Source organism: Curtobacterium sp. AC268 (assembly GCF_979258745.1).
This window is the reverse complement of sequence record NZ_OZ409878.1, coordinates 993,903-1,019,100: the sequence shown is the minus strand read 5'-3', so window position 1 is coordinate 1,019,100 and position 25,198 is coordinate 993,903. Positions and strand designations below refer to the sequence as shown.

Sequence of the window (25,198 nt, the reverse complement as noted above, 5' to 3'; positions counted from 1 at the left end):
GCGGACACCCCCTCGGGTGGCACCCGCTCGGGAGGCTGGCGGGGGACGGGAGCGCGTGTTCCCCTGGAACGGTCCGTGCCCACCGTCCAGGGAGTCCCCATGTGCCGCCGTCCGCGCCGTGCCGCCGTCTGCGGCGCCGCCGTCGCCCTCGTCGCAGCCGTCGCCGGCCTGCTGCCGACCGCGTCCGCGTCCGCAGCGACCTCGGCCGCCACCATCCGCTCGGCCACGTCCGCGTCGCTCTACGGCGCCGGACCGTACCGGTCGCCCACGAGCGAGGCCGCGAAGGCCCAGGCCGCCCTCGCCGCCACCGACCCGGCCGGAGCCGCCGCGGCGGGGACCATCGCCGGCTACCCCGTCGCCACCTGGCTCGGCGACTGGAGCCAGGGGACGCAGCTGACCAAGACGATCGGCACCGCCCTCACCGGGGCCGAGCAGTCCGGCACCACCCCGGTGTTCGTGCTCTACGCGATCCCGGACCGTGACTGCGGCGGGTACTCCGCCGGCGGCTTCGACGAACGGTCCTACGACGCCTGGGTCGACCAGGTGACCGCGGCGCTCGCCGGGCACCGTGCAGCCGTCATCGTCGAACCGGACTCGCTCGCGATGCTCAGCAACGCCAAGTGCAGCACCGCGCTCGACGAGCAGCGCTACCGCATCCTGTCCCGCACCGTCGCCGGGCTGACCGCCGCCGGGGTCCCCGCCTACCTGGACGCCGGCAACTCGAACTGGGTGCAGCCCGCGCTGATGGCGTCGCGGCTGAACAGCGCGGGCGTGCAGCAGGCCCGCGGGTTCTTCACGAACGTCGCGAACTACTACCCGACCGCACAGGAGCAGGCGTACGCGCAGAAGGTCTCGGCCGCGACCGGGGGCTCGCACTACGTGATCGACACCTCGCGCAACGGGCAGGGCTGGCGCGGCACCTGGTGCAACGGGCCGGGCGCCGGGCTCGGCACCTCGCCCCGGGTGGTGTCCGACGGCACGGCGCTCGACGCCCTGCTGTGGGTGAAGACCCCCGGCGCGAGCGACGGCACCTGCAACGGTGCCCCGGCCGCCGGCAAGTGGTTCTCGGCCTACGCGCAGGCACTCGTCGCGAACGCCCGTCTGGGAGTACCAGCCGCCGACCTGGCGCCCCGCGGCTCGCTCGAGACCGTCGCCGGGACCGGCGGCGGCGTCCGCGTGTCCGGGTGGGCGTACGACGAGGACGACCCCACGCAGCCCGTGCGGGTCCGTGCCACGGTCGACGGCGTCGCTGCCGGAGTCACCACCGCCGGGCTCGACCGCCCCGACGTCGATGCCCGTGCCGGGGTCGGCGCGACCCACGGCTTCGACGTCGTGGTGCCCACCGCAGCCGGCGCTCGCCGCGTGTGCGTCACCGCGGTGAACATCGGTGCGGGATCGGACGCCCCGCTCGGCTGCTCGACCGTCCGCGCCTACCGGCACGACCCCTACGTCGTGCTCGAGTCCGCGAAGGCCGCGAGCAGGAGCATCGCCGTGTCCGGCTGGGCGTTCGACGGTGACACGGTGGGCTCGCCGAGCCGGGTCGCGATCACCGTGGACGGCAAGCGGGTGACGTCGCTGGACGCCGGCCGCAAGCGAGCTGACGTCGACGCGACGTGGGGCTCCGGCGGGTCGCACGGCTTCGCGGGCACGGTGCGGGCGGCGGTCGGCAAGCACACCGTCTGCGCGATCGCCCACAACACCGGGAGCGGAGCGGACCGCAGGGCGTCGCCGTGCTGGAGGGTGACGGTGCGCTGAGGCGGCGTTCTCCGTGGGGTGTTCTTCGTGCGGTGTTCGTCGTGCGGTGCGGGGCACGAGGTGCGAGAGGATGGGCGCATGCCGCGTGATCTCGTCCGCCGGGCCGCCCGACGCCTGCGCCGCGTCGTCGTCGGCGCGCCCCCGCAGCCGGTGCACCCGCCGCAGCAGGTGCCCCTGCCCGTCCTCGGGTACGTCGTCGCCGGTGGTGGGGGCGCACACCCCGCCTCGGCGCACGTCCGCGTCGTCCGCCGCACCGAGCACCTTGCGGCGAGCGGCACCGCCGAGGTGCGCCAGGTGGACCCGGCGGCGTTCGTCGACGGTTCCGACACGACGCCCTACGCGGCGCTCCTGGTGCAGCGGGACATCCTGCCCCGGGGCGGCGTGCAGCCCTTCCTGGCGGCTGCCGGAGCCCGGGGCATCCGTGTCGTGGCCGAGGTCGACGACGACTTCTTCACCGAGTCCGGTCGCGCGCGCCTCGCCCGCGCCGAGTACGACCCGGACCGGCTCGCCTCGATCGACGCTCTGGTGCGTGGTGCCGACACCGTCGTCGTGAGCACGCCCGAACTCGCCGACGTGGTCCGTCCGGTGGCGCGGGACGTCGTCGTCGTGCCGAACGCGCTCGACCCGGGTCTCTGGACCGCCGGCCCGACCGAGGACGACGACGAACGGCCCGCGGGGGAGCACCGGGTGCTGTACATGGGCACGCTCACCCACGCCGCCGACCTCGAGCTCCTGCGGGACGTCTTCGCCGACCTCACCACCGGCGACGGCACCCCGATCCGGCTCGAGGTGATCGGTGTCACCGAAGCGGGCGGCGCCGACTGGTTCCGCCGAGTCGAGGTCCCCGACGGGCACTACCCCGCGTTCTCCCGCTGGCTCGTGTCGCACCGGGAGCGCTGGCGCGCGGGTGTCGCACCGCTCCGCGACGACGAGTTCAACCGCGCCAAGAGCGACCTGAAGTTCCTGGAGTACACCGCGCTCGGACTGCCGGCGGTGGTCTCCGACCGTCCGTCCTACGCCGTCGCACGGGCCCACGGCGCCGTGGCCGTGCCGGACGACGTCCGAGCGTGGCGGGATGCCGTCCGGACCGCGGTCGAACGTGGTCGGGCGGACGAGCGCGCGGCGCGCTGGGTCGCGGCGGAGCGGACGATCGGCCGCGACGGCGACCGCTGGCGGCGGGTCCTGCTCGGCTAGGCTCGTCGCGTGACCGACACCGCCGCACGCACACAGCCGCTCGTCTCGATCATCATGGGGTCGGACTCCGACTGGCCGACGATGCGGGCCGCGGCGGACATCCTCACCGAACTCGCGATCCCGTTCGAGGCGGACGTCGTGTCGGCGCACCGCACCCCGGACAAGATGACCCGCTTCGCGCGCGGTGCCGCCGCACGTGGCATCCGGGTCGTCATCGCCGGGGCCGGCGGGGCAGCGCACCTGCCGGGCATGGTGGCCTCGATGACGACCCTGCCGGTGATCGGTGTCCCGGTCCAGCTCGCACGCCTCGACGGTCTCGACTCACTGCTCTCGATCGTGCAGATGCCGGCGGGGATCCCGGTCGCGACGATGGCGATCAACGGTGCAGCGAACGCCGGTCTGCTCGCCGCGCGCATCATCGGTTCCTCGGAGCCGGCGGTCGCCGCTCGCCTGACCGAGTACGCCGACGGGCTCGAGCGCCTGGTCGAGGAGAAGGCGACGCGTCTCCGCGACTCGCTCTGACGAGTGTGCCGGCGGTGCGGCGTCCGGAGGCACGCTACGGTGACGAGATGCGCCGCGTCGTCCCCGTCCTCGTCCTCTCGGTGATCGCCGTGGCAGCTGCGGTGGTGTGCGGGTACAGCCTGGTCGCGGCCGGTCCGCTGAACCCGGTGTCCGGCTGGTTCGGCCCCGCTGAGTGGGGCTTCGTCTCGACGGCGGTGCAGTACGAGTCGATGCGCACGTCGGTGCACGTCGCCGAGGCTGCGGCCGTGGTCGCCGTCGTCGCCGCGGTGGCTGCCGTCGTGGTCGCGGTGGTGGCTCGGCGTCGTCGCGCACGGCTCTGACCCGGCGACGAGACGTCCGCGTGCAGCCGCCCCGGACCCACGCCACGCGCACTGACCAGGGCTTCTTGCCCGACGGCTGATCCTCGCGCAAGCCCCTTTTACTGGGGGTGCGCTGGAGTGTCAACCCCCCGGCGCAGATTGTGGACAGCAACTACCGTGAACGCCGGGTAGCCGAGATCCGGCCGCCCGGTACCCACGGGAACGGGTGCGAACAGTCACGTCAGGGAGTGACCGAGCTCATGCAGAAACGCGCCACCAGGAGGGCCGCACTCGCCGTCGTGCTCCTCGGATCAGCACTCGTCGCCGGACCGCTCGTCCCGGCGACCGCCGCGTCCGCCACGTCGGCCCCGACTGCCGACAACGGCGTCTTCAAGATGACGTACCGCGAACAGTTCAGCACCCCGGCCGCCGCTGGCGGGGCCTTCGCCAAGACCTACGCGCAGTCGTGGCAGCCGTACCCGGACGGCACCGGGGGCATGTACTACTCGGGCTCCCAGATCAGCTCGCACGACGGGTACCTGGACGTCAAGCTCGACGGCAAGCACGGTGCCGCCGGCACGTTCGGGACGCCGACCGGCGCCTGGGGGCACAAGGGCGGGAAGTTCATCATGCGGGCCAAGGCCACGGGCGGTGCCGGCAACGGTGCGGCCGTCATGCTCTGGCCGTCGTCGGACAAGTGGTCCGACGGCGAGATCGACTACCCCGAGGCGAACTTCGATCAGCAGCCGATGCTGCACCACCACCTGATGACCCCGGGACAGGAGGCGAACGCGGTGAGCATGAGCACCGGTGTCTCCTGGCGTTCGTGGCACACGTACTCGATCGACTGGGTGCCCGGGAAGTCCGTCAGCTACCGCCTCGACGGCAAGGTGATCAAGAAGGTCACCTCGCACGTGCCGAAGACGCCGCACCGCTACATGTTCCAGGTGGGCAACTGGGGCGCCACCGGCCACCTGTACATCGACTGGGTCTGCACGTACGCGTACAAGCCCTGAGGCGGACCGAGGGTCAGAGATCGGCGTGCAGCTGCCAGGTCTCCGCGGCGGAGTCGGACCAGTCGTACATGCGTGCGCGGTCCGGCCCCGCCACGGCGAGCTGACTGGCCAGGTGCGGGTCGTTCACGACCTGGTAGACCGCCTGCGCCAGCCGCGCGGGGTAGGACTCCCGCGGTGACCGGGCGACGGTGACGCCGGCGTCCGACGCGACCTCGGCGACAGCGGGGTCGTCGGAGTGGATCACGGGGGTGCCGAAGCTCATCGCCTCGATCACGGGCAGGCCGAACCCCTCGGCGAGGCTGGGGAACACGAACACCGTCGCGCGATCGTAGACCACCGCGAGGTCAGCGTCGTCGATGCGGCCGAGGACCTTCACCCGGTCGCGTGACAGGCCCGCGCGTTCCGCGGTGCCGTACACGTCCACGTCGCCCCAGCCGTCGGGGCCGGAGATGACGAGGGGGATGTCGGTCGGGGCATCCGGGTGGGCCATCGCCTCGATCAGCGACGCCAGGGCCTTGCGCGGCTCGAGCGTGCCGACCGCGAGGACGTAGTGGTCGGGCAGGCCGAGGCGCTCGGCGCGCAGATCCGCGTCGACGGGGAGTCGAAGGCGTCCGCTCGGAGCGCCGCCGATGACGCGGAGCCGGTCGTCGAACCGGTGGATCTCGTTCAGCGCACCCGCCACGGCGTGGGTCGGCACCACGACGGCGTCGGCGTGCTTCCAGGCCCGCTTCACCATGGCCTTGTGGAAGTGGACGCCGCGCGGCGTCAGCGTCTCGGGGTTGGTCCAGGGCACCACGTCGTGGACGGTCACCACGGTCTGGCGTCCCGGGTCCTGGAAGCGGTCGTGCTTGACCAGTGGTGCGAGCACGCTCGGCGCGTGCACCATGCCCTTCGCGATCCCGCCCACGAAACCGCCCTGCCAGGCGAGCGACAGCTCACGACGCGGCAGCGGCAGTCGCTGCAGGTCGGACAGCCCGGGCAGGAGTGTCCGCAGGTGCGCCATCTCGTCAGACCCGACGGCCGATACCACACCAGCGACCTCGCAGCCGCTCGGCGCGTGCTCGACGAGGTGGCGCGTGAGCTCCTCGGCGTAGCGCCCGATGCCGCCCGGTACGGGCGCGACGATCTGGTCGACGATGACGTGGAGGGTGGTCATGGTGCTGTGCTCCTCGTCGTGGTTCGTGGACCCGTGGTCAGGGGGCCGAGGGCCGGCCCCGCGCTCGGCTGCCCGACACTACCAGGGTGGTCCCGGCGCCTCCTGGGCGCGGTCGGTGGTCGGACAGGAGGCGCGGGTCGGGTCCGCGACGTCGCGGACCCGACCCGCGCCTCCGGGTCGAGAGCCGTGTCTACGCGGTCAACGCACCCGCCGCGACGGCAGCGTGCAACGCGTCGCGCCAGTCGCGCATCGGCGCGAGTCCGGCGCGCGACCAGCCGTCGTGCCCGAGCACGCTGTAGGCCGGACGCGGAGCCGGTCGGACGAACGCGGCGCTGTCCGTGGGCAGCACACGCTCCGGGTCGAGCCCGAGTTCGCGGTAGATGGCCTGCGTGAAGTCGAACCAGGAACCCTGGCCGGCGTTCGTGCCGTGGTAGGTGCCCGCGGGGGCGTCCCCGTCGACGAGCTCGACGATCCGGGCGGCGAGGTCCCCCGTCCAGGTCGGCTGGCCGACCTGGTCGGTGACGACGCTGACGGTGTCGTGCGACCCGGCGAGCCGGAGCATCGTCGCGGCGAAGTTCGGCCCGTGCGCGCCGTAGATCCACGCGGTGCGGACGACGTACGAGGAGTCCGGGGCGATCGCACGGACGAACGCCTCGCCGGCGGCCTTCGTGCGGCCATAGGCGTTGATCGGGTCGGTCGGGGCGTCCTCGGCGTAGGGCGCGGTGCCGTTGCCGTCGAAGACGTAGTCCGTCGACACGGTGACGAGCTTCGCGCCGTGGCGGACCGCAGCCTCGGCGAGGAGCTTCGGCCCCGTCGCGTTGACGGCGTACGCGTCGTCCTCGTGGTCTTCCGCGTCGTCGACCTTCGTGTAGGCGGCCGAGTTGATCACGACGTCGTGCCCGGCGACGGCGGCGTCCACCGCTGCCGGGTCGGTGATGTCGAGGTCCGCCCGCGACAGCGCGGTGACGTCGCGGCCGGCGAGAGCGGCCTGGAGGTCCTGGCCGAGCATGCCGGCGGCGCCGGTGATGAGGTACCTGGTCACGGTGTGCCGGTTCAGCTCAGGGCCGCACGCTGCTTGAGCGGCTCCCACCAGGCGCGGTTGTCGCGGTACCACTGCACGACGTCGGCCAGGCCCTGCTCGAACGGCACGAGCGGCTCGTAGCCGAGCTCCGCCTGGATCTTCGAGATGTCGACCGAGTAGCGCAGGTCGTGGCCGAGGCGGTCGGCGACGCGGTCGACGTACGACCAGTCCTTGCCGGTCGCGTCGAGCAGCAGCTGCGTGAGCTCCTTGTTGGTCAGCTCGGTGCCGCCACCGATGTTGTAGATCTCGCCGGCGCGGCCGCGGGTCAGGACCATCGCGATGCCGCGGGTGTGGTCGTCGACGTGCAGCCAGTCGCGGATGTTGTTGCCCTCGCCGTACAGCGGGACGTGCTGGTCGTCGATCAGGTTGGTGACGAACAGCGGGATGACCTTCTCGGGGAAGTGGTACGGCCCGTAGTTGTTCGAGCAGCGCGTGATCGACAGGTTCAGCCCGTGCGTGCGGTGGTAGCTGCGCGCGAGCAGGTCGCTGCCGGCCTTCGACGCCGAGTACGGCGAGTTCGGCTCGAGCGGGCGCTCCTCGTCCCACGAGCCCTCGCTGATGGAGCCGTAGACCTCGTCGGTGGAGACGTGCACGAAGCGCTCGGTGCCGTGGCGGAGGGCGGCGTCGAGCAGGCGCTGGGTGCCCACGACGTTGGTCTCGACGAAGATGCCGGAGTCACGGACCGATCGGTCGACGTGGGACTCGGCGGCGAAGTGCACGATCGCGTCGACCGTCGGGACGACCTCGTCGAGCTTCGCGGCGTCGCGGATGTCGCCGTGCACGAACGTGTAGCGCGGGGAGTCCGCCACCGGGGCGAGGTTCGCCTCGTTGCCGGAGTAGGTCAGGGCGTCGTAGACGACGACCTCGGCGCCCTCCAGGCCGGGGTAGGCGTCCTGCAGGGTGCGACGGACGAAGTTCGAGCCGATGAATCCGGCTCCGCCGGTGACGAGGATCTTCACGTGGTCTGGTTCCTTTGCGTTGCCGTTGGCGTTGGATCGACTGCTGATTCTAGGGTGTCGGCCGGGCGGTCGCCGGGTTCGTCCGTCTCGTGGCCGTCGGGACCGGTCCGCGGGTCGTCGCCGGCATCTGCCGCGCGGCGCCGTCGGCGGACGGTCACGGACACGAGCACCGAGGCCGCGAGGGCCACCAGGACCGCTCCGCCGGTGACGAGGCCACCGGGCGCTGCGCCCGGGACCGAGTAGTGCAGGCGAACGGTGTGCTCGCCCTTCGGCACCCACACCGCGCCACCGGCGTTGTCCGCCGTGACCAGGTCGCTGGGCTCGCCGTCCACCGTGGCGCTCCATCCGGGGCGCAGCACCGAGTCGGCCACGACGAGCCAGCCACCCGCGGACGCGTCGACGTCCGCCACGGTCTCGTTCGTGTCGCCGTCCCGCAGGTCCACGGTGGCGTCGCCGCCGGCGGCCGTGTGGTCGGGCGTGCGGTTCAGGACGACCGTGTCGTCGGGCAGCGACGGGTCCGCGAGCGTGCTGATCCGCTCGGCGGCCGTCGTCACGACCTGCTGGTCGGACGCCCAGCGCACCCGGTCGAGCGCCGAGTCACGCTCGTAGACCGTGGCGTCACCCGTGTGCACCACGGACACGCCGTCGCCGGAGACCGGTCGGGTGATGCTCATCACTGCGTGGCCGTCGTCGTCGGTGCCGATCGGCACGAGCTTCGACTGCCCCGTGATCGTGATCCGGACGTGCCACGACGTGTCGGCGGGGATGTCCGAGCCGGGCAGGGCGATGTTGCGTCCGCCGCCGAGCGCCGGCACCCAGCTCTCGGTCTTCGCGAGCGTCTTGCCGGTGCCGTCGGCGATCACCGCGACGGTCAGGGTCATGCCGCCGTCCGACGTCGTCAGGGCCGGGGGACCGGTGATCGTGATGCCGTTGAGCGGGCCGGTGTTCGAGGCCGAGTCGACCGACGGGTTGTCCGCCGTGAGGTCGGACCACTTCGTCTGTGCGGCGCCGTCCTCGGCCGTCCCGGCGAGCGGTGCCGAGGGGTCGGCGACGAGGTACTTCGTCGCGACGCGGTCGAGGATCGTCGACTCGACGAGTGACGGGATCAGGTTGGGCGAGAAGCTCAGGTACGTGGCGGTCGGGTACGTGTCGGGGTCGAGCGACCGCATGAGCTGCTTCCACTCCCGGGTCTGGAACGCGTGCCCCGTGACCGAGCGGACCCCGTAGTACGTCGCCGAGCCGGGCAGCGTGGCACTGCCCGTGGTCGCGTAGCGCTCCTGGTCGGAGACGTGCTGCTGCAGGTACTCGATCGCCGGCGTCGTCGGGTAGAACGTCGACAGCGACGCGATCGGCCACCACTTCTGCGTGGCCGAGATCGCCGGGACGACGACCATCGCGGCGATCGCCACGGCCACGAGGACGTGGACCACGCGCGACCGGAGGAACCAGGCGAGCAGGACGGCGACACCCACGGCGGCGCCGATGATGCCGACCGTCAGGGCCTCGACCTTGGTCTGGTGGACGTACTCGGTCGGGACCGCCTCGAGCGCGAGCATCGTCTGCAGCCCGATGGACAGCGTGAAGAGCACGACGAGGACGATCGCGGCGATCCGCCCGGTCCGGCGGAGCGGGCTCGCGGCACGGAAGCGGGCGAGTTCGTCACGCAGGTTCTCCGGCTCGACGACCCGGCCGAAGCCGATGCCGGCGAGCGCCGCCGCGAAGAACCCGACGACCACCCGGGCACGACCGATCGGGTTGCTGTCGAAGACGGGCAGTTCCCGGGCCGCGGCGAGGATCGGGCCGCCGAGGAACACCAGGACGACGCTGAAGGCCAGCATCGCGGCGACGATCGTCAGGACGCCACGGGTGCGACGGCGCTCGAGCACGCCGCGGTCGGCTGACAGCCGGTTCGTGGCCGGACGGATGAGCACCGCGGCGGCGATGAGCACGACCGCGGCGATCCCGATGTAGGAGTACTCCTCGACCGGGTTGCGGTTGCTCCACGCGGCACCGGAGCTGCCGAGGAACGAGACGTCGGGGATCCACGAGGTGACCATCGGGCGCGACCCGAGTCCGCTGCCGCCGTGCTGTCCGCGACCGCCGAAGTCGACGACGTTCGAGGCGCTGATCGCGAAGGGCACGAGTTGCCACGCGGAGAGCAGCAGGCCGAAGACGATGCCCCCCACGGCGATCAGTCCGCTGAGGACCACGCCCCGCAGTGCACGGTGCGCGACGATCGTGCGGGCGAGGAAGAAGATCCCGCCGACGAACAGGCCGTAACCGACCACGGCGGGGAAGCCGCCGAGCAGCATCGAGGCGACGACGGCTCCGACGCTGATGACGTCACGCGCACGGAGCTCGACGGCGGCACGGTCGATGGCCCAGAAGAGCAGGGGGATGAAGGCTGCGACGCGGGTCTGCGGCCAGTTCGACCAGGCCACCATGAAGCCCGACGAGGCGAAGACCAGCGAGGCGATCGGCCAGGCGGCGCGCGGGATGCCCCAGCGGCGCAGCAGGAGTGACATGCCGACGGTGACGGCGACGATCTCGAGCAGCTTCACGGCGCCCGGCGCGTAGCTGAACGGCAGGATCCACCACGGCAGCGACAGCGGTGACCACGCGCCGGAGTTCGGCACCCCGCCGAGTTCGACGCCACCGGCGACGAACGGGTTCCACGCGGCGAACACGCCCTCGTGTGCGCTCCGCACCAGCAGCGTGGTCTGCGGGAACACGCTGTCCAGGGTGTCGCTCGTCAGGATGTTGGTCGAACCCGCGGTCGTCTCGAAGGACTCACCCCACGGCGTGTACCGGTTCAGCAGACCGGTGTTCAGGAAGGTGCCGTGGCCGATGAGCGCGGGGCCGATCGTGAACACCACGAACGCCACGAGTGCGGCCCAGGCGACGATCTCCACCCATCCCTGGGGGCGGCGGAGCCAGAGCGCGAAGCGGGTCCCTCGGTCGAGGCGGTCCACCACGCGCTCAGTCGCCATACCGCTGCAGCTTCTGCAGGTCGAGCTGTTCCTCGGCCAGGGTGCGGTTCAGCCGCGTCAGGTCGGCGACGACGCCGATGACGACCGCCAACAGGGCGGTGATGAGCAGGACCACGCCGAGGATGATCGACTGCAGGTGGTTCCCGCCCGTGTGCATGGCCAGGAGCACCAGGTAGCGGACGAGCGGCCACGCGCCGAGCGCCCCGAGGATCGCGGCGACCCAGGCGAACAGCGCCATCGGGCGGTACATCAGGTACACGCGGGCGATGGCCGACCCGGACTGGAACATGTGCTGCCAGATGTTGCTGAACAACCGCGACTCGCGGGTCTTCGGGTTCGTCGTGATCGGGATCGAGGCGATCGCCAGGCGCTTGTAGCCGGCCTGCACGATGGTCTCCATGCAGTAGCTGAAGCGCGTCACGATGTTCAGACGGATGAGCGAGTACTTCGAGTACGCACGGAAGCCGCTCGCCGCGTCGGGCAGGTCGAGTCCGGCTGCGCGCGACGCCACCCAGGAGCCGAAGCGCTGCATCAGCTTCTTGAACCCGGAGAAGTGTTCGATCGTGCGCGTCTGGCGGTCGCCGATGACGATCTCGGCTTCCTGGCGGAGGATCGGCTGCACGAGCTCGGCGATCTGCGCCTGCGGGTACTGGTTGTCGCCGTCGGTGTTCACGACGATGTCGGCGCCGTGGAGCAACGCGTAGTCCACCCCGTCACGGAACGACCGGGCGAGGCCCATGTTCGTGGTGTGGTGCACGAAGTGCCGCACACCGTGCTCCTTCGCCACCTCGACGGTGCGGTCCGTGCTGCCGTCGTTGATGACGAGGACCTCGATCTCGTCGATGCCGTCGATCTGCCGTGGGATGGAGTCGAGGACGCTCGCGAGGGTGTTCTCCTCGTTGAGGCAGGGGATCTGGATGAAGAGCTTCACGGGTACGCAGTGTCTCGTTTCTGGGTTCCGGCAGGTGCGCGAGGCCAGGACAGCCTATGCGACCACGGGGATCGGTGCAGGTCCGGCCTGCCGCCGGTGACGGTCCGGACGGCTTGGTAGGGTGCAGCAGTGCAGATCCGCGAACTCAAGATCCCCGGCGCGTGGGAGTTCACGCCCGTCCAGCACGGCGACGCACGAGGAGCCTTCCTCGAGGCGTACCGCGCCGACGTCCTCGAAGAGACGGTCGGCCACCCGCTGGACCTCCGCCAGGTGAACATGTCGATCTCGTCGGCCGGCGTCGCCCGGGGGATCCACTACGCCCTCGTCGCCCCGAGCCAGGCGAAGTACGTGACCGCCGTCCGCGGCGCCTTCATCGACTACATCGTCGACATCCGCGTGGGCTCGCCGACCTTCGGGCAGTGGGACTCGGTCCGCATCGACGACGTCGACCGCAAGGCCGTGTACCTGTCCGAGGGCCTCGGCCACGCGATCGTCGCGCTCGAGGACCGGTCGACCGTGAACTACCTGGTCAGCGCGCACTACGACCCCGAGCGTGAGAAGGGGATCACGATCCTCGACCCCACCGTCGGGCTGACGCTGCCGGACGGCATCGGCGAGCCCGTGCTGTCCGAGAAGGACACCACCGCACCGACGCTGGAGGAAGCCGCCGCCGCGGGCCTCCTGCCGACCTACGAGGAAGCGGTGGCCTACACCGAGTCCCTCCGCACGAAGAAGTAAAGGGGAGCACCGTGAAGGGCATCATCCTCGCCGGGGGTTCCGGCACCCGTCTCTGGCCGATCACCAAGGGCATCAGCAAGCAGCTGATGCCGATCTACGACAAGCCGATGGTCTACTACCCCCTGTCGACGCTGATGATGTCGGGCATCCGCGAGGTGCTGGTCATCACGACGCCGGAGTACAACGAGCAGTTCAAGGCCCTGCTCGGCGACGGCTCGGCACTCGGCATGGACATCCAGTACGCGGTGCAGCCGAGCCCGGACGGACTCGCGCAGGCCTTCGTCATCGGCGAGGACTTCATCGGCGACGACAGCGTGGCGCTGGTCCTCGGCGACAACATCTTCCACGGCACCGGCCTCGGCACGAACCTGCGGAAGAACACCGAGGTCGACGGTGCGACGATCTTCGCGTACCACGTGGCCGACCCGAAGGCGTACGGCGTCGTGGAGTTCGACGACGACTTCACCGCCGTCTCCATCGAGGAGAAGCCGGCCGAGCCGAAGTCGAACTACGCGGTCCCCGGTCTGTACTTCTACGACAACAAGGTCATCGAGATCGCCAAGACGATCGAGCCGAGCGCCCGCGGCGAGCTCGAGATCTCCACGGTCAACGAGCGCTACCTCGAGGCCGGCGAGCTCGGCGTCCAGGTCCTCGACCGCGGGACGGCGTGGCTCGACACCGGCACGTTCGAGTCGATGATGCAGGCGTCCGAGTACGTCAAGGTCATCGAGGACCGCCAGGGCTTCAAGATCGGCTGCATCGAGGAGATCGCCTGGCGCAACGGGTGGATCGACGACGCGCAGCTCGCCGAGCTGGCCGCGCCGCTCGTCAAGGGCGGCTACGGCGTCTACCTCCAGCGTCTGCTCGGCTCCTGACCCGCGCGTGACCGCCGGTCCTGGTTGGTTCGGTCGCCGTCGTCGCTGGACGACGGCGACCGTCCGCCCCGACCAGGAGGCTCCTCCCACTCCCGCGACGACGGCTCCCGTCGTCCGGGTGACCGGTCTCCACGAGCCTCTGCCGCAGCTCGACGACGACGTCACGGTCCTCGTCACGACGCGCTCGGACCGGCACGGCGAGGTCGGGCGACTCGTCGCGGTCGTCCGCGAGGCCTTCGGCCCCGCTGTCGACGTCCGTGCGGTGAGCTACGTCGCCGACGCCTCGCCGCGTGATCCCTTCGGCCCGGGACTGCCGTGGCTGGGCACGGACCCGCTCGACGGGATCGGGTCGGCGGTCAACGCCGGGGTCGCCGCCGGGGTCGGCCGCACCCTCGTGCTCGTCGACACGTCCGTGACCATCGGGGCCGTCGCGCTCCGGGCGCTCGCGGACGCGGGGTCCGCCGCCGGCGCACGGGTCCGGCTGCCGGACGGCACCGTCCGGTCCGGCGCTCGGCTCCTCCGCCCGGGCGCGCTGCCGTGGTCGGACGACCGGACCGGCGCCGAGGCCGAGGCCGAGGTCGACGCCGACGCCGTGCCCGACGTGGGCACCGTGTTCGCGCTCGACCAGCCGGTGCTCTCGGTACCGGGGGCAGCCCTGGTTCCGGCGCCGTGCCTCCCGGACGAACGCATGACGCTGACCGCCTGGACCCGCGCGGTCGCGGACGTGCACGGCGGGCCGGTGCGCGTGGTCACGGCGGCGAGCCGCTCCGTGGAACCGGGTCGCACGGTCGACGCCGCGACCGTCGACGCGTTCAGCACCTGGCGCGACCGCGCGCCCGAGGCAGGGAGCGTCGTGGCGGGCCCACCGCTGCCGCCGTGGGGGGCACGCCCCGTGTCGCCGGCCACGCAGTCGACCGGTGGCACCGAGTCTCTCCTCTGGTCGCTGAAGATCGCCGCGCCGGCCGGACCCGGGGGCGATGGCTGGGGCGACGTGTACTTCGCGGCCGAGCTGGCGGGCGCGCTCGAACGGCTGGGACAGCGCGTCCGGATCGACCGACGTGACGCGCACGTGCGGGACGACGACGCGGCCGACGACGTGACCCTGGTGATCCGTGGTCTCGACCGCGTGCCGCCGAACCCCGCGTCGGTCAACCTGCTCTGGGTGATCAGCCACCCCGACGACGTGTCGGACACCGAGCTCCGGTCGTTCGACCGTGTCTTCGCGGCCGGCCCCGCGTGGGCGGCGGCGGCCTCCGCGCGCGCGGGGCTGCCGGTCACCCCGTTGCTGCAGGCGACCGACCCAGCCGTGTTCCGACCGGTCCCGGCGCACGGTCCGGACGCCGGCCGCGTCGTGTTCGTCGGGTCGACCCGCGGTGTGGTCCGGCCCCTCGTGGCGGACGCCGTCGCGATCGGTGCGGACCTCCGCGTGCACGGCCCCGGGTGGGACGCTCTGGTGCCGGCCGGTTCACTCGGGGAACCCTCACTGACGCGCTCCGAGGTGGCGACCGCGTACGCCTCGGCGAAGGTGGTCCTGAACGACCACTGGGACGACATGGCGGCCGGCGGGTTCGTGTCCAACCGCGTGTTCGACGTCCTCGCCGCGGGCGGGGTCGTGGTCACCGATCCGGTGGAGGGGATCGCCGACGTCCTCGACGTGCCGACGCTCGCGGTCGCGCGGGACCGCGGCGACCTGGCCGCCCTGCTCGCCCCGGACCGTGGGTGGCCGTCGGCCGCCGAGCGAGCCCGCATCGCCGCCGGCATCGCAGCCGAGCACTCGTTCGACGCCCGGGCACGCGTGCTGCTCGACGCCGCACGGGTCGGTTCCCGGAGGCTCCGGGGCGCGGTCTGATCGTCCGACGGCGCTCCGGATCAGGCGCGGCTCACGCCTTCGCCAACGACCCGCGCTCGAGCTCGGCGACCAGCTGGTCGGGGTGTGCGAGGTCCATCGCGCGGGTGTTCACGTAGAGCAGGCGGTCGAACTGCACGAGCAGACGGACGATGACGTCGTGCTCGAGCGCCAGGAACGCCGCGGCACGGCCGGCGTCGTCCCCGAGGATCGCGAGCATGCTGTCGTTCAGGTCCTCGGACGCAGCGATCGCGTCGGCGAGGTCGTCGACGTTCTCCGTGGTGATCCGTACCTGCTCGACGGCGGGTCCGGTCTTCCGGAGGAACCCGATGGCCGTGTACGGGACGGCGTGCGCGAACACGTCACCCGAGTAGAGCTCGTCCGCGTGGATCCGTGTCGAGATGAGGAACTCGCGGCGCAGCACGCGCTCGAGCACCCATCGCAGGACGTTCTTGGTGTAAACGGCGACCTGGTACTTCGTGGGGATCCGCGCGTTCACCAGGTTGCGGATGTTGTACGTGAAGACGTGCAGGGGGCGCGCGTACGGGTGCACGCGGCCGGTGGCGAGCTCGACGAACAGCAGGTCGTCGCCGAGCAGCTTGTAGCCCGCCGCCATCAGGGACATCGAGAGCGTCGTCTTGCCGGTGCCGCCGTACGCGGGCAGCAGGAAGCCCTTCTCGGTCGACGCGACCCCGCCGGCGTGCAGGAGCAGGACGTCTTCCTCGAGGAGCTTGGCGTAGACGATCGGCTCGAGCACCTGCGCCTGCAGGTACACACCGATGGCGTTCATGTAGACGCGGTCGACCGGGTGGTGGCGGAACCAGATCGAGACGTGGTCGGTGTCGATGCCCCGGACGATGTAGGAGTACCGGAACAGGCCCTTGAAGCGATCGGTGCGCACGATGTCGCCGGGCTCCGGCTTCGGCGGCCGCTTGGTGACGTGCACGTCGACGCGGAGCGATGCCGTCGTCGTCGTACCGTCGTCCGAGATGCGGGCGTACTCGTTGTCGAAGTACCGACGCCAGCCGGCGTGTTCCGAGTGGAGGACGACGTCGAGGATGCCGTAGAAGCGGTAGGTCAGTGTGCTGCTGGAGCGCACGCGGTGCGGGGCCATGGTGTCCTTCCGTTCACGGCCCGTTCATCTTACGGGCGTCCGGCGGTCACCTCGGCGACACCGCGGGGATCACTTCCGTGTCACCCAGCGGGCGCGGACGGACAGACCCGCGTGCAGGACGGCACGGAGCGGCCAGAGCCACCACGCCCGGTACTTCCGCGAGAGGAACCGGTACGCGCTGCGGTGGTGCTCGATCTCCATCCGGCGACGGTTCGACGACGTCGAGTGCGCCCCGGTGTGGGTGACCACGGCGGTCGGCACGTACACGTTCGCGCGCCCGGAGCGACCAACGCGCTGGCCCAGGTCGACGTCCTCGAAGTACATGAAGTACGACTCGTCGAACCCGTCGAGCTGCCGGAACAGGTCGGTGCGGATGAGGAAGCACGCGCCGGACAGCCAGCCGGCCTCACGCTCGATGACCTGCGTCGTGGACCAGTACCGCTGGCTCCACGGGTTGGCCGGCCAGAACCGCGAGAACGCAGCGTGGCCGAGTCCGGTCCGGAGCGACGGCAGCTGGCGTGCGGACGGGTACGTCTCGCCCTGCTCGTCCAGGATCCGCGGCCCGAACGACCCGCCGGTCGGCAGCCGGTCGGCGGCGCGCACGAGTTCGTCGATCGATCCCGGTGCGAGGACGACGTCGGGGTTCGTGACGAGCAGGAACTCGGGACGGACGTCGGGCAGGACGTCGTCGAGGGCCGTCAGCGCGGCGTCGATGCCCCCGCCGTAGCCGCGGTTGCCCCCGGAGGACACCACGACGGCACCGTAGGACTCGCCGATCGCCCGCAGCGCGTCGATGTCGGTCGAGCCGTTGTCCGCGATCACGACGGCGACCGGCTCGGACGACGCAGCGGCGACGCTCGCCAGGAACGGCCGGATGGTCTCGCCGGTGTTGTAGGTGACCGTGAGCACCGCGACCCGGATCACCGTGCACCCCCGGCGACGGCGGAGTACGCGTCGACGTGCACGGCCGCGGTGGCCTGCCAGGTGAAGACGTCGGCACGCGCCAGCGCGGCCGCCCGGTGCGACGCCACGAGTGCGGGATCGTCGAGCAGCGCGGCCATCGCCTCGGCCAGTGCGGGTGCGGACGGCTCGGTGTACACCGCTGCATCGCCGCCGACCTCGGGCAGCGACAACCGCCGGGTGGTCAGGACGCAGGCGCCTGAGGCCATCGCCTCGACCACCGGCAGACCGAAGCCCTCGCCGAGCGACGGGTAGACGACGAACTCCGCACCGCCGAGGTAACCGGACAGGTCCTCGAGGGGCAGGTAGCCGGCCTCGATCACGTGGTCGTCGGGCTGCAGGGCGTCGAGCCGTGCGATCGCGGACTCGTCCCACCCGCGTGCCCCGGAGAGCACCAGCCACGGGGTCTCCGAACCGGCGGCCGCACGCGACGCCCGCACGGTGGCGTAGGCATCCAACAACGCCGTGACGTTCTTGCGGGGCTCGATCGTGCCGAGGAAGGCGATCCAGGGTGCACCCTCGGGCAGGGTCGCCGCGATCCGGGCGTCCTCGACCTCGGCGATCGACGGCTCGTGGAACACGGCACGGTCGACGCCGAGCGGTGCGACCCGGACGTCGGCGCGGATCCCGTTGACGACCCGTGCGGCCTCGGTCGCGGTGGCCGCACTCGGCACGACGACGACCGGGCGGGTGCGCAGCGATCGCCGGCTCCACCAGGTGAAGAACGTGCGCTTCAGCCGCGAGTGCCACTCGGGGTTCGAGAAGAACGTGGCGTCGTGCAGGGTGACGACGGAGCCGCCGCGCCAGCCGAACGGGAACGTGTAGTGCGGGGAGTGCAGCACCTGCGCGCCGATCCTGCGGCCGAGTGCCGGCAGGCCGGTCTGCTCCCACAGGAACCGCAGCGGCACGGAGTCGGTCCACGCCGGCGCGGTGTGCACGGTGGCGTCCGGCGCCACGGCGCGGAAGTGCTCGGCGTGCACGGGTCGGACGACCAGGTGGACGTCGAGCGCCGGGTCGGTCAGGTGTGACACGACGCCCTCGACGTACCGGCCGACACCGCCGAGTTCGCGCGGTACCGCGGTCCCGTCGACGAGGACGGTGAGCTGCGGCACGCGTGGGTCCTTCCGAACGGGGGCGCCACGGTCGGGTCCGTCGGCGGGGGAGTGACCAGGATAGCCCTCCGCGCTCATGCGCCCGGGTCCACGCTGCGACGAGGGACGGACGCGCGCCGCGACTCGCGGAACCGCCGCGCGAGGTGCGACGGGAGCGCCCCGACGACGTCCGCGAACGCTGCCAGGACGAGCCGGGCCTCCCGACGGGTGGATGCGGAGAGCAGCCCACGCAGGCCGCGGAAGAGGGTCCGGGCGCTCGCCCGCAGGACGGTGGCCCACGGTGCGTGCCAGAGCGCGACGACCACCCGGTTCCGCGCGTTGCGGAAGAGGAACAGGTCGCTCTGCACGCCGGACGACGCCGAGTGGTCGTGCTCCACGACGGCGGCGGCAGCGTGTTCCACACGCCAGCCGCGTCGGCGGAGCCGCCAGGCGAGCTCGGTGTCCTCGTAGTACATGAAGAGCGACTCGTCGAGCAGGCCGACGTCGTCGAGGGCGCTCCGCCGCAGGGCGGAGGCCCCGCCGGAGAACCCGAAGACGTCGACGTCGGCGACCCGGTCGACGGGCGCGAACCAGTCGCGGTCCATGCCGTTCCCGTCGCGGTCGACGCGCACGCCGGTCGAGTTGAGGCGGACTTCGCCGTCGGCCGACGGCGTCCAGGGACGGCCGTCGTGGCCCTGCAGGACGCGCTGGTCGGGTGCGGGCGTCACGCCGCTCGGGAGGCCCGTCCAGCGTCCGGCGAGCACGATGCGGCCCGTCACCGCCGCGACCTCCGGCCCCGCCTGCGCCAGGTGGTCGCGGAGCGCCGCGACGAAGCCGGGCGCGGGGACCGCGTCGTTGTTGAGCAGGACGACGACGTCGGCGTCCGCGTGCCGGATGCCGGTGTTGGCGCCGGCCGCGAACCCGCCGTTGTGCTCCCGCGCGATGACGGTGACGTCGGGCAGGTCACGGCGGAGCACGGCGACGGAGTCGTCCGACGACCCGTTGTCGACGACGACCACCTGGTCGGCCGCACCCTCGGCGAGCACGGCGCGGACAGCAGTGGTGGTCAGGTCAGCACGGTTCCAGTTGACGACGACGACCGCGGTGCGGGATGCGTCGTCGACCGGCGTCAGCCGAGCTCCTCGATGGAGGGCTTCGCGTACACGCTGCCGACCGCGTCGCCGAACGAGGGGACCTCGAACGAGTCGCACTCGGGCAGGTCGTGCAGGTGCCGGCCGGCCGAGTCCATCATCGACACGTTGATGAAGTACTTGCCGGTGCCGAAGTTCGTGTCCGCGATCCGGAGGCGGAGCTTCTTGCGGCCGTGCAGCGGGTCGAGGTGGATGCCCATGATGCCGGTGGTGGTGCCGTACACCACCTGTCCGGCCGTGTTGTTGATCTGGACCGCGGCCTCCCAGTCCTCGACGCCGTCCAGGTGCTCGAACTCCATGTCGACCAGCAGGTCGTCGCCCGGCGTGACGCCGTCGCGCTGACCCTTGCCGTCGGCGTGCACCGAGGCCCCGATGACCGTGCCGCGGCCGACCGCCACGTCGGCGCTGAGCTCACCGGCACGGCGCTCCTCGAGGACGTCGCGGAACAGACTGACCGCACCGATCGGGTCGCCGTCGTGCAGCACCTTGCCCTTGTTCAGGAGCACGACCCGGTCGCACATCTCCTGCACCTGGCTGAGGGAGTGCGTGACGATGATGATCGTCTTGCCCTGCTCCTGGAACGAGCGGATGCGGTCGAGGCACTTGCGCTGGAACGCCTCGTCACCGACGGCCAGCACCTCGTCGACCAGCAGGACGTCGGGGTCGGTGTGCACGGCGACCGCGAAGGCGAGCCGCACGTACATGCCGGATGAGTAGAACTTCACCTGGGTGTCGATGAAGTCGCCGATCCCGGAGAACGCGAGGATGTCGTCGAAGCGCTCCTCGGTCTCCTTGCGCGTCAGGCCGAGCAGGCTCGCGTTGAGGAAGACGTTCTCGCGGCCGGACAGGTCCGGGTGGAACCCGGCGCCGAGCTCGAGCAGGGCCGCCAGACGACCGCGGCGCGCGACCGTGCCGGACGTCGGCTGGATGATGCCGCCGATCGCCTTGAGCAGGGTCGACTTGCCGGATCCGTTCTGGCCGATCAGCCCGACGGTGGTGCCGGCCTGGATCGAGACGGTGACGTCGTCGAGCGCCCAGAAGTCCTGCCGGTGCTTCCGGCCGGCACGGCCCAGGGTGACGATCCGCTCGCGGATGGTGTTGTCCTTGCGGACGACGAACCGCTTGCGGACGTGGTCGATGACGATGACGTCGGGGCGCTCGGCGACGGTGTCGGAGGTCGACGGGGCGACGGGGGTGCTGATGGCCATGGTCTAGAGCTCCTGCGCGAAGTTGCCCTGCAGACGGGAGAAGACCCGCTGCGCCCCGAGCAGGCAGAAGAGCCCGATCACGAGCGCGATCCCGAGCCGCATCATCAGGTGCGGTGGGTAGTCGACGGGGGTCGGGTGGATCCAGATCGCGTTCTGCAGACCCAGCACCGACAGGGTGAGCGGGTTGTTCGTGTAGATCGCCAACAGCCACTGCACCTTCAGCTCGGCGACGACCATCGAGTACGAGTAGACGATCGGTGACGCCCAGAGGAGCACCATGAGCCCGACGTCGATGACGAACTGCACGTCGCGCAGGTAGACGTTGAGCGCCGACAGCACGAGGCCGATCGCCGCGCCGTAGACCAGGATCACCAGGAGCGACGGGATGAGGTAGATCAACCCCTCGTGCCACGGGAAGACCCCGAGCACCACGGTCGCGGCGATGAGGATCGCGAACTGGATCAGGAAGTTGACCAGGGCGGCGCCCACGCTCGCGAGGGGGAAGACCTCGCGCGGCACGTAGACCTTCTTGATCAGACCGCTGTTGCCGACGATCGACCCGGTGGAGCCGGCGACGATCTCGCTGAACAGCGTGTAGGCGGTCAGGCCCGTGAACACGTAGATCGCGAAGTTGTCGATCGCCCGTGACGAGCCGAGGATCTTGCCCATCACGAAGTAGTAGATCATCAGCTGGGTCAGCGGACGCACCAGCGTCCACACGAACCCGAGTGCCGAGTCCTTGTACCGCGCCTTCAGGTCGCGGCGGATGAGCATCCCGAGCATCTCGCGCTGACGGAAGACGTCGCGCAGTTCTCTCCAGGTGCCCTTGAAGGCGCTCGTCGGAGCGCCGATCACGACGAGGGGCTCGTTCGCGAGCGCCGTCATGCGGGCTTGGTCGACCATACGTCTCTTCGTTCGGTGGGGGCAGGACCGGAACAGCATACTCACTGGACCGCTGAGGTCGTCGGCGCGCACCGTGAGCCGGACGACACCCGTCGTCCACCCCCGTGCGGGGGTGAAAGTGCGCAGCAGCAACCCTCAACCTTCACTTTCGGGTTACCGTTGACGCAACCCGGACCCTTGTCAACAACCACAGGACGGCCCGAAAGCATGCAGCTTGCTCCACGGTCGATCGCTGCGCTCGCGGTGGTCGGTGCTCTCAGTCTCTTCACGGCGGGTTGTTCCGCCGGCGACGACCCCACCCCGTCGTCGAGCCCCTCGCGGACGGTCAGCCCCTCGCCCAGCGCGTCGGGTACGTCGTCCGGACCCTCGTCGTCCTCGTCCGCTCCCGCGAGTGCGGAGCCGTCCGACGACGACGTGCCCTCGGCGTTCCCCGGCAGCGGGCAGACCCCCGAACCCGACACCGACCCCTCGGACTTCCCGGCCACGGCACTCGTGACGTTCTCCGGGTGGGACGCCGGTACCAAGACCCTGCAGGCGGGCGGACTCGTGTCGGGCACGACCGACACGTCCGGCAAGTGCACGTTCCGGGCCAGCAAGGGCGGCGTCGCCCGCACCCAGACGAGCACGGCCGAGGCGAGCGCGTCGTCGGTGAACTGCGCGCAGGTGTCGTTCCCCGCGAGCCAGCTCTCCGCCGGGACCTGGTCGATCACCCTCGAGTACTCGGTCGGGTCGGCCTCGACCACGTCCGACCCGATGACGGCGGAGGTGCCGTGATGCGTTCCATCCTGACCGACGGCGGTCGACGCCGTCCCCTGCGTTCGGTGCTCGGCATGGTCGCCGCGCTCGCGATCGCGGTGAGCGGCCTGACCATCGGCACGATCGTGTCGGAGCAGACGACGACGGAGTCCGCGTCGGCCGCCGTCGCGGCGAACTTCGACCCTGGCAACATCATCAGCGACGCCAACTTCTACAACGGCGGCGCGATGAGCGGGTCGGCCGTGCAGTCGTTCCTGAACAGCGTCGCCCCGAACTGCACGCCGCGGTCCGGTGGCCCGGCCTGCCTGAAGAACTTCACGCAGAACATGAGCGCCATCGGTGCCGTCGCGAACCGGTGCTCGGCGATCCCCGGCGGCAGCAAGTCGGCCGCGACGATCATCGCGCAGGTCGGTGCCGCGTGCGGGATCAGCCAGAAGGTGCTGCTCGTGCTGCTGCAGAAGGAGCAGGGCATCGTCGCGACGAGCTCGCCGACGAGCTACATGTACCTGCACGCAACGGGCTTCGCCTGCCCGGACACCGCTCCGTGCGACCCCGCGTACTACGGCTTCGGCCAGCAGGTGTACGCCGCCGCGTTGCAGTTCAAGCGCTACCAGGCGACCCCGACGTCGTGGGCGTACCAGGCGGGCCGCAACAACGCGATCCTGTACAACCCGAACGCCGCCTGCGGCCGCAAGACGGTCAACATCAAGAACCAGGCGACCGCGGCCCTGTACATCTACACGCCGTACACCCCCAACAGCGCTGCGATGTCGAACCTCTACGGCACCGGTGACTCCTGCTCGGCCTACGGCAACCGCAACTTCTGGCGGATGTACACCGACTGGTTCGGATCGCCCACGGGCGGCTCGTCGCCGATCGGCAGCGTCGACTCCCAGAGCGGCGCGGCCGGCGGCACCATCACGGTGCGCGGCTGGACGGCCGACCCGGACTCGACCGAGTCGATCAAGGCGCAGTTCTACGTCGACGGCGTCGGCAAGGCGTCGGTCCGCGCCGACACCGTCCGCACCGACCTGGCCTCGCTGCTCGGTGCGAACAACACGGCGCACGGCTTCCAGACGACGCTCTCGGGCATCACACCCGGCAAGCACAACGTCTGCGTGTTCGGCATCAACGTCGGCGCGGGTGCGAACACGCTGCTCAACTGCGGGGACGTGACGGTGCCGGCCTCGGCCCCGGTCGGCAGTCTGGAGACCGTCACCGGCGGGACCGGCACCATCGCCGTCAGCGGCTGGGCGCTCGACCGCGACTCGTCCGCCGCCACCGCCTACAAGGTGCAGGTGGACAGCGTCGGCGCGATCGCCGCGACCGCCGACGTCGTGCGCACCGACATCGCTGCGAAGTACCCGGGCACGAGCTCCACGGTCGGGTTCTCGAAGACGATCCAGGGCGTCGCCGCCGGCTCCCGGACGGTCTCGCTCTGGACCCAGGACAAGCCCGGCGCGACGTGGGTCAAGGTCGCCTCGAAGACGACGACCGTCACCGCGGCGACCGGGACCTCCGGTGCGGTGAAGGGTGCCTTCGAGTCAGCGACCGCCGGGGTCCGCTCGGTCGCGCTCAAGGGCTGGGCGGTCGACCCGGACACGTTCGCGCCGGTCAAGTACAAGATCCACGTCGACGGTGTCGGCGCGGCGGCCGGCAGTGCGAGCGCCGCCCGGAGCGACGTGTCGCAGTCGTACCCGAAGTGGGGCTCCGCGCACGGTCTGACGGCGACCCTGACCGACATCGAGCCCGGTCGGCACACCGTCACCGTCTGGTGGCAGGACCTGCCGAGCGGCAACTACGTCAGCGCCGGCTCGAAGACCGTGACGGTGGCGGCCCCGCCGTCGACCGGCACCACCGGCAAGACCGGTGCCGTCACCGGCGCGTTCGAGAAGGCGACCGCCGGACCGAACACCGTCGCGCTCACCGGCTGGGCGATCGACCCGGACCGGTACGACCCGGTCAAGTACAAGATCCACCTCGACGGTGTCGGCGCCGCGGCGGGCAGCGCGAACGCGGTCCGCACGGACATCGGTGCCGCGAAGCCCGGCTGGGGGAACGACGTCGGTCTCGCGGTGACGCTGCAGGGCGTCAGCGCGGGCAGCCACACGGTCACGGTCTGGTACCAGGACCTGCCCGGCGGCAACTACGTCAGCTTCGGCACGCAGCGGGTGACGGTCCAGGACGCCGTCCCCGCACCGACGGGGAAGACCGGAGCCGTGTACGGCGCCTACGACGCGGCGACCGGCGGCAAGGGCACGGTCGCGGTGAAGGGCTGGGCGATCGACCCGGACACGTTCGACCCGGTCAAGTACAAGATCCACGTCGACGGCGTCGGCGCGGCAGCGGGCAGTGCGAACGCGGTCCGCGCCGACGTCGAGAAGGTCCACCCAGGCTGGGGGTCCGACGTCGGACTCGCGGTCACGCTCACCGGTGTGAAGCCGGGCAAGCACACCGTGCGAGTCTGGTACCAGGAGCTCCCCGGTGGCGTCTACAAGGACTTCGGTTCGAAGACGGTCACCGTCTCGTAGCGGGTCCACCAGACGGACGGGAGGCGCGGTGCCAGCTGGCACCGCGCCTCCCGTCCGTCTGCACCGCCGTCCCGGGCCGACGCACCGGCGGTGGACCGGCCGTGCCCGGGGGGAGCCTCCCG

21 protein-coding genes are annotated in these 25,198 nt (G+C 71.3%); 10 read left to right on the top strand and 11 right to left on the bottom strand.

Features of this window, described 5'->3' with window-relative positions; all coding sequences use genetic code 11:
• Positions 1-99 precede the first annotated feature (99 nt).
• The 5 genes from ACZZ9K_RS04715 to ACZZ9K_RS04695 all read left to right on the top strand — a co-directional run bounded on the left by ACZZ9K_RS04715 (position 100) and on the right by ACZZ9K_RS04695 (position 4,786).
• A complete protein-coding gene (locus ACZZ9K_RS04715; RefSeq protein ID WP_463443438.1) occupies positions 100-1,755 on the top strand; it encodes a glycoside hydrolase family 6 protein in 1,656 nt (551 codons plus the stop codon).
• A 78-nt stretch (positions 1,756-1,833) separates the two neighbouring features.
• Positions 1,834-2,949 (top strand): glycosyltransferase family protein, encoded by a 1,116-nt coding sequence (locus tag ACZZ9K_RS04710; RefSeq protein ID WP_463443437.1) that lies wholly within the window; start codon positions 1,834-1,836, stop codon positions 2,947-2,949.
• A gap of 9 nt (positions 2,950-2,958) precedes the next feature.
• Positions 2,959-3,471: a 5-(carboxyamino)imidazole ribonucleotide mutase gene (gene purE / locus ACZZ9K_RS04705; RefSeq protein WP_138803757.1), complete on the top strand. Its 513-nt coding sequence runs from the start codon at positions 2,959-2,961 to the stop codon at positions 3,469-3,471.
• A gap of 47 nt (positions 3,472-3,518) precedes the next feature.
• On the top strand, positions 3,519-3,791 hold the full coding sequence (locus ACZZ9K_RS04700) for a hypothetical protein (protein ID WP_463443436.1): 273 nt from the start codon (positions 3,519-3,521) through the stop codon (positions 3,789-3,791).
• A gap of 227 nt (positions 3,792-4,018) precedes the next feature.
• Complete coding sequence (locus ACZZ9K_RS04695; protein WP_138803755.1) at positions 4,019-4,786, top strand: glycoside hydrolase family 16 protein; 768 nt, start codon at positions 4,019-4,021, stop codon at positions 4,784-4,786.
• Between the two features lie 13 nt (positions 4,787-4,799).
• Here the strand turns inward: ACZZ9K_RS04695 and ACZZ9K_RS04690 are convergent, their stop codons facing one another.
• From ACZZ9K_RS04690 to ACZZ9K_RS04670, 5 genes are all read right to left on the bottom strand, one after another.
• Positions 4,800-5,942 (bottom strand): glycosyltransferase family 4 protein, encoded by a 1,143-nt coding sequence (locus ACZZ9K_RS04690; protein ID WP_463443435.1) that lies wholly within the window; start codon positions 5,940-5,942, stop codon positions 4,800-4,802.
• 190 nt (positions 5,943-6,132) lie between these two features.
• A complete protein-coding gene (rfbD, locus tag ACZZ9K_RS04685; RefSeq protein WP_138803753.1) occupies positions 6,133-6,984 on the bottom strand; it encodes a dTDP-4-dehydrorhamnose reductase in 852 nt (283 codons plus the stop codon).
• 11 nt (positions 6,985-6,995) lie between these two features.
• A complete protein-coding gene (rfbB, locus tag ACZZ9K_RS04680; protein ID WP_138803752.1) occupies positions 6,996-7,982 on the bottom strand; it encodes a dTDP-glucose 4,6-dehydratase in 987 nt (328 codons plus the stop codon).
• The gene (locus ACZZ9K_RS04675; RefSeq protein ID WP_463443434.1) at positions 7,979-10,972 is read right to left on the bottom strand and encodes a hypothetical protein; all 2,994 of its coding nucleotides are present in this window, start codon (positions 10,970-10,972) and stop codon (positions 7,979-7,981) included. Before ACZZ9K_RS04675 ends, rfbB begins: the two co-directional genes overlap by 4 nt.
• Positions 10,962-11,903 carry a glycosyltransferase family 2 protein gene (locus ACZZ9K_RS04670; RefSeq protein WP_138803750.1) on the bottom strand — a complete coding sequence of 314 codons (942 nt, stop codon included), beginning with the start codon at positions 11,901-11,903 and terminating at the stop codon, positions 10,962-10,964. The genes ACZZ9K_RS04675 and ACZZ9K_RS04670 overlap by 11 nt, the downstream gene beginning before the upstream one ends.
• A gap of 129 nt (positions 11,904-12,032) precedes the next feature.
• On the opposite strand from ACZZ9K_RS04670, the gene ACZZ9K_RS04665 reads away from it, so the two are divergent.
• From ACZZ9K_RS04665 to ACZZ9K_RS04655, 3 genes are all read left to right on the top strand, one after another.
• Positions 12,033-12,641: a dTDP-4-dehydrorhamnose 3,5-epimerase family protein gene (locus ACZZ9K_RS04665; protein ID WP_138803749.1), complete on the top strand. Its 609-nt coding sequence runs from the start codon at positions 12,033-12,035 to the stop codon at positions 12,639-12,641.
• Positions 12,642-12,652: 11 nt separating this feature from the next.
• Positions 12,653-13,516, top strand: coding sequence for a glucose-1-phosphate thymidylyltransferase RfbA (rfbA, locus tag ACZZ9K_RS04660; protein WP_138803748.1), 864 nt, complete (start codon positions 12,653-12,655; stop codon positions 13,514-13,516).
• A 118-nt stretch (positions 13,517-13,634) separates the two neighbouring features.
• Positions 13,635-15,365 carry a glycosyltransferase family protein gene (locus tag ACZZ9K_RS04655; RefSeq protein ID WP_143882756.1) on the top strand — a complete coding sequence of 577 codons (1,731 nt, stop codon included), beginning with the start codon at positions 13,635-13,637 and terminating at the stop codon, positions 15,363-15,365.
• A 31-nt stretch (positions 15,366-15,396) separates the two neighbouring features.
• Here the strand turns inward: ACZZ9K_RS04655 and ACZZ9K_RS04650 are convergent, their stop codons facing one another.
• The 6 genes from ACZZ9K_RS04650 to ACZZ9K_RS04625 all read right to left on the bottom strand — a co-directional run bounded on the left by ACZZ9K_RS04650 (position 15,397) and on the right by ACZZ9K_RS04625 (position 21,789).
• Entirely contained in the window at positions 15,397-16,476 is a 1,080-nt protein-coding gene (locus tag ACZZ9K_RS04650; RefSeq protein ID WP_138803746.1) for a hypothetical protein, read from the bottom strand.
• Between the two features lie 69 nt (positions 16,477-16,545).
• Positions 16,546-17,400 (bottom strand): glycosyltransferase family 2 protein, encoded by an 855-nt coding sequence (locus ACZZ9K_RS04645; RefSeq protein WP_463443433.1) that lies wholly within the window; start codon positions 17,398-17,400, stop codon positions 16,546-16,548.
• On the bottom strand, positions 17,397-18,548 hold the full coding sequence (locus ACZZ9K_RS04640; protein WP_463443432.1) for a glycosyltransferase family 4 protein: 1,152 nt from the start codon (positions 18,546-18,548) through the stop codon (positions 17,397-17,399). The genes ACZZ9K_RS04645 and ACZZ9K_RS04640 overlap by 4 nt, the downstream gene beginning before the upstream one ends.
• 74 nt (positions 18,549-18,622) lie before the next feature.
• Positions 18,623-19,738: a glycosyltransferase family 2 protein gene (locus ACZZ9K_RS04635; protein ID WP_463443431.1), complete on the bottom strand. Its 1,116-nt coding sequence runs from the start codon at positions 19,736-19,738 to the stop codon at positions 18,623-18,625.
• Positions 19,657-20,886 carry an ABC transporter ATP-binding protein gene (locus ACZZ9K_RS04630; RefSeq protein ID WP_463443430.1) on the bottom strand — a complete coding sequence of 410 codons (1,230 nt, stop codon included), beginning with the start codon at positions 20,884-20,886 and terminating at the stop codon, positions 19,657-19,659. The genes ACZZ9K_RS04635 and ACZZ9K_RS04630 overlap by 82 nt, the downstream gene beginning before the upstream one ends.
• 3 nt (positions 20,887-20,889) lie before the next feature.
• Positions 20,890-21,789, bottom strand: a complete 900-nt coding sequence (locus ACZZ9K_RS04625) for an ABC transporter permease (protein WP_138803742.1) — start codon at positions 21,787-21,789, stop codon at positions 20,890-20,892.
• Positions 21,790-21,996: 207 nt separating this feature from the next.
• Between ACZZ9K_RS04625 and ACZZ9K_RS04620 the strand changes: the two genes are divergently transcribed.
• Both ACZZ9K_RS04620 and ACZZ9K_RS04615 read left to right on the top strand, forming a co-directional pair.
• Positions 21,997-22,563 (top strand): hypothetical protein, encoded by a 567-nt coding sequence (locus ACZZ9K_RS04620; RefSeq protein ID WP_463443429.1) that lies wholly within the window; start codon positions 21,997-21,999, stop codon positions 22,561-22,563.
• Complete coding sequence (locus ACZZ9K_RS04615; RefSeq protein ID WP_463443428.1) at positions 22,563-25,076, top strand: hypothetical protein; 2,514 nt, start codon at positions 22,563-22,565, stop codon at positions 25,074-25,076. The genes ACZZ9K_RS04620 and ACZZ9K_RS04615 overlap by 1 nt, the downstream gene beginning before the upstream one ends.
• The last annotated feature ends 122 nt before the right edge of the window (positions 25,077-25,198 follow it).